The sequence below is a fragment of the Elusimicrobiota bacterium genome (assembly GCA_018816525.1).
GTDB lineage: Bacteria > Elusimicrobiota > Endomicrobiia > CG1-02-37-114 > XYA2-FULL-39-19 > OXYB2-FULL-48-7.
Window position 1 is genome coordinate 1 of the sequence record JAHIVV010000064.1, and the last position, 4,800, is coordinate 4,800.

Genomic DNA, 4,800 nt, shown 5'->3' on the forward strand with positions numbered 1-4,800 from the left:
AATTCTGGAAAAGATATTTCGCCTTCGCCGGCAAAAACAAAATCCACTTCGCTGACTGTTTTTAAAGTATACTCAGGGAGAGCGCTTATATGCGGGCCGCCCATTACGGTGATTATTTTTGTGTCGAGTTTTTTAATTGCCTTGACGATTTCTTTTGCTTTGGTAAACTGAGCGGTAAGGACGCTGATTCCGACGGAATCTGGTTTGAATTCTTTGATTTCCTTTTCTATCTGGGCTATATTGCCGCAATTTTCCGAGGCCATATCGTGAACTTTTATTGTATGGCCTTTGTTCATCAGCGCAGCGCCTATGTAACCCAGGCCCAGCATGGGCTGGGTGTACCTGTCAGCAGGCAATCCTATCAGCAGTATTTTAGACATTGGGTTTCCCCAATCCTTTTAAAAATCCGTAGTTCCATAATAAAACGGTCCAGAACATTAAAACAGTGTATTTATATGCAATTATTAAATTGCGGGATCTTGCAAAAAAATACATGGAAGTCAGTATTACTGCAGACAAAATAAAAACTATTCCTATTTTGATACTTAAAAAAGCAATCAACAGTTCAATCAACAATGCAAAAACCAATATTAAGGGGACATATTGTATTTTTCTGAAAAAACCGTATTTTTTTACGAGTTCTCCCTGGACTCTTCCATAACTTAACATCATCTTTTTGAATTTTTCAAGATTATCTGCCCGGTAATGATAAACAACCGCGCCAGGATTATATAAAAGTGCAAAACCTGCTTTTCTTACACGATAATCAAACTCCACGTCTTCTCCCGGCCACATGCCGCTAAGAAAACCACCCACCTTATCAAAGATTTCTTTTTTATACATCACATTGCAGGTCGGGTTATGGTCTGTTTTTTTCATATAGTTTTTTAAATTATCCGCGTATTTCGGTTTTATATAATCGGTAACAAATCCTATTACTTTCATAAAACCGCCGATTGTTTTGCCAAATTTTGATTCATCATCTGGAATGAGTTGAGCACCGCCTACTCCGGCAATTCCGGCGCCCTGAACCGGGACCCAGGGCTGGTTATGTTCTATTTTGAAACCTTTCAGTAATTCGTTGAGCCATCTAGCGTCAACTATGCAATCAGCATCGGTTAAAGCAATATATTCACCTTTTGCCTGCTTTACACCGATGTTCCGGGCTTCCGCCGGGCCTAACCCGGGAATGTCTATAACAGTCAGACTCGCTTCTTTGTTTCCGTATTTTCTTATTTTAAACGAGCTGATAACTTCTTTGGTTCCGTCCGTTGAGCCGTCGTTGACTATAATTACTTCAAAGTTCTGATAATCCAGGGCAAAAACAGAATTCAGGCATTTCCTGATCGTCTTTTCCCCATTCTTAACAGCAATAATAATCGAAATTTGTGGCTGCATAGTTTTTATTTTTTCCCTAATAAATACGAAATAAAATTCTTGGCACCGCGGAGTTTGCGGTACAAATCCGTCTTGTTTGTCGTTTTAAGCAAAAACTTTATCATAAACGAAGGCCTGAAATAAAATCTCTTCAGGCCGGAATCCACCAACTTATCAATCTGCTGCCTTGTCATCCCGGGATATTCAACCACACCCGCCTGCTCCCCTTCCTGAAGCCAATCCGACCAAACCTTTGATTTCAACCAGCCTTCAGTCTCGCACATCTTAAAATATCTGGTCCCCGGAAAAGGTACCGCGCCTGAAAACTGGATAGTATCTAAACCCAGATTCAAACCAAATTCAACGGTTTTATTTGCAGTTTCGGTTGTTTCCCCCGGCAAACCAATTACAAAACACCCATGAACCTGTAGTTTTGCTTCTTTTGCAAGCGCCATAAAATTGCGGGCTTGTTCAACCGTAATATTCTTATGCATTTTATTTAAAATTTCCTGCACCCCGGACTCAAAACCTACAAGCAGTTCCCTGCATCCGGCTTTCTTCATTATCCTGAACATTTCCCTGTCTGCGGTATCCGCGCGGGCATTGACTGAAAAAGTAATCTTTAAATTCCTGCGCATAATCTCTTCGCATATTTCTATTGCGCGCGCTTTGTTTACCGTGAAAGTGTCATCCTCAAAAAAGAATTCCCCGCCTTTTAGCACCTGCGGACAGAGTTTTATATCCTGCTCAATCTCATCAACAACATTTTTCGGAGAACGGAAACGGTACTTAAAACCGTGCATGACCTGCGGCCAAAGGCAGAAAATACACGCATTGGGACACCCGCGCCCGGAAATTATATCTATATAAGGGTAAAGTTTGCCGCCATCAAAATATTTCATCAAATCCAGGTGGTGCCAGGCAGGAAACGGAAGCTCATCAAGGTTTTCAATTAGAAGTCGTTTTGCGGTACAAAAAGGCTTCCCTTCCTTAATATAGGCGATTCCCGGGATACCGGCCAGGTTAGGGTAATTCTTGATTATATCCCGGACCGTATAATCATACTCGCCGATTACCGCCACATCCACCGCACCCTTTGATTCCAGAAGAGTTTCCTCAGGCAAAGCGGAGACATGAGGGCCTACCATGATAATTTTTGCGAAAGAGTTTTCTTTTATTATTTTAGCGCACTCAATATCTGAGTAAATGGAAGGCGTTGTTGAATCCAGGATAACAAAGTCGGGCTTTTCTTGTTTTGCCAACTCCGCTATTTTATCCTTTTCCCAATCCCTGGCGGGAAAATCATATAACTTAACTTCGTGATTGTCTTTTTCAAGAACAGCTGCCGCATATGCCAGCCAGTCCGGAGCGCGCAATACCCTTCCGCGGGTTCTTGCGGCCCAGCGCTGAGTACGGCAAAATCCCGGAACAAATGGTTCGTTGATTAGTAATACTTTCATTATTATTTATATTTTATCTGCAGCATGCTTGTTAAAAACGCAGAAAATATGGTTTGTATTCCTAGAACGATAAAAACAAGGGATAGAAGCGCTGTTTTAAGCTGGGCCCATTCATTCGCTCCCGGCATAACTTCGCCAAAACTAAAACCGCCTCTTATCCAGGTAATAAGAATATAGGCGCAAACGCCAAGCCCTGCTGTCAAGAAAATAAAACCGATGGAAATTGCGCGTTCAAGCGTAAATATAGAAAGCATTTTTTTCGGAAAAGGGCTTTTTTCAAGCCCGATTTGATGGGCGTAAATTTTTGCCGCAAGCCCAGTGTTGAAAATCTGCCAGCCAAGCAGTGTTAACAGGCTTGAAAAAACCATAACGTGTATATCCCAGTTTCTTCCTGCAAAATAGATAGGCCCGAAAAGAAACCTTACACACAAAAACAATCCGACTACAAACATCAGCACACCCGGCATTAAAAACAAATAATTCGGGCTGTAAAGAAGCATAAAACGCATATGCCTCCAGGCGTCACGCAACGAAGAAAGTTTTGTCTCGCCTTTGCGCGGATAGTATGTTATTGTTATTTCTGATATTTTCAGTTTTTTCTTCAGCGCATGGATTACCATCTCGCTGGCAAACTCCATGCCGGTGGTGTGCAGGCCCATCTTTTTGTACGCTTCTTTGGTAAACGCGCGCAACCCGCAATGTGAATCGCTTACAGTTCCGCCAAAAAACAACCTGAGAAAACCCGACAATATAGGGTTGCCGATATATCTATGGGACCAGGTCATGGCCCCAGGGAGAATATTGCCTTTAAATCTGGACCCCATAACCAAATCATTGCCGGCTTTTAAAGAATTTACAAATTTTGTCACTTCCAGAAAATCATAGGTATCGTCCGCATCACCCATAACTATGTATTGCCCCTGCGCTTCCGAAATACCGCGCCTTAAAGCGCTGCCATAACCTTTCTCTTCTTCCCTGATAACTTTTGCGCCATGGTCTTTTGCAATAGCCACCGATTTATCTGTTGAGCCGTTGTCCACGACAATTACCTCGCCTTCAACCCTGCTTTCGGCAAAAGCTTTTTTGCTTTTATCTATGCAGGCGGCGATTGTTTCTTCTTCGTTTAAACACGGTAAAACAACCGAAATTTCTATTGACATTTCAAAACCTCAACTTAATTATTGTCCAGACGCCTCTTACGGCATCCTTCCAGCCGATTTTCTTTCCTTGTGCCAAAGTCCGCGGAGCGTAACTAATAGGTTCTTCAACAACCTTGAAATTCATCTTTTTCAGTTTTATGCTTATTTCCGCTTCCATCTCATAACGGAAACTTACAATTTTAAGTTTGCTAAAAACATCCTTCTTTATCAATTTATAGCAGGTGTAAGTATCCGTATAATGAGTCCCATGCAGTAAATTTGTAAGAAACGTAAGAAATTTGTTTCCAAGCAGGAACCTTTTATAGATATTCGGATTGGCCTTCAAAAATCTCGAGCCGAAAACAGCGTCAATACTGTTGTCTTTGAACTTGTCAAATAATTTGGGAATTTCGTTGCAGTCATACTCAAGGTCTGCGTCCTGTATGCAGATTACGTCTCCGGACGAATTTTTTAAGCCTGTCTGGATGGCTCCGCCCTTGCCGAGGTTTTTTTCATGGAAAATGATTTTAATATTTGAAATTTGAGATTTCAAATTTGAAATCAACTGCCTGCTGCCGTCATTTGAACCGTCATCCACAACGAGGATTTCTTTATCGATTGGCAGTTTATCCAGTTTTTTTAATATTTCTTCTATTGTGTCTTTTTCATTATAAACCGGGACAATAATAGACAATTTCAATGGGTATCTCTCCTTAAATGAACTCCGCCATTATTCTATTAGAAACAAAAAGCCCTTTTTGAGTAATAAAAAACTTATTGTTACTTACTTCCATAAAACCGTCATCAACAAACCTGTCGATAAC

The 4,800-nt window shown here is 41.2% G+C and carries 5 protein-coding genes; all 5 read right to left on the reverse strand.

Annotation, left to right across the window (positions count from 1 at the left end):
* The coding region (locus tag KKH91_06250) for a cobalamin B12-binding domain-containing protein (protein ID MBU0952402.1) at window positions 1-380 on the reverse strand (380 nt) is incomplete at its 3' end.
* Complete coding sequence (locus KKH91_06255) at window positions 373-1,398, reverse strand: glycosyltransferase (protein ID MBU0952403.1); 1,026 nt, start codon at window positions 1,396-1,398, stop codon at window positions 373-375. The genes KKH91_06255 and KKH91_06250, both read right to left, overlap by 8 nt.
* A 5-nt stretch (window positions 1,399-1,403) precedes the next feature.
* Window positions 1,404-2,837 carry a radical SAM protein gene (locus tag KKH91_06260; GenBank protein ID MBU0952404.1) on the reverse strand — a complete coding sequence of 478 codons (1,434 nt, stop codon included), beginning with the start codon at window positions 2,835-2,837 and terminating at the stop codon, window positions 1,404-1,406.
* A gap of 2 nt (window positions 2,838-2,839) precedes the next feature.
* The gene (locus KKH91_06265; protein ID MBU0952405.1) at window positions 2,840-3,997 is read right to left on the reverse strand and encodes a glycosyltransferase family 2 protein; all 1,158 of its coding nucleotides are present in this window, start codon (window positions 3,995-3,997) and stop codon (window positions 2,840-2,842) included.
* A gap of 1 nt (window position 3,998) precedes the next feature.
* Window positions 3,999-4,676, reverse strand: a complete 678-nt coding sequence (locus tag KKH91_06270; GenBank protein MBU0952406.1) for a glycosyltransferase family 2 protein — start codon at window positions 4,674-4,676, stop codon at window positions 3,999-4,001.
* Window positions 4,677-4,800 lie beyond the last annotated feature (124 nt).

Excerpts from the sequence above, each read along its gene's own strand:
- KKH91_06255 (MBU0952403.1), bottom strand. The coding sequence starts at position 1,398 with ATGCAGCCACAAATTTCGATTATTATTGCTGTTAAGAATGGGGAAAAG.
- KKH91_06260 (MBU0952404.1), bottom strand. The coding sequence starts at position 2,837 with ATGAAAGTATTACTAATCAACGAACCATTTGTTCCGGGATTTTGCCGT.
- KKH91_06265 (MBU0952405.1), bottom strand. The coding sequence starts at position 3,997 with ATGTCAATAGAAATTTCGGTTGTTTTACCGTGTTTAAACGAAGAAGAA.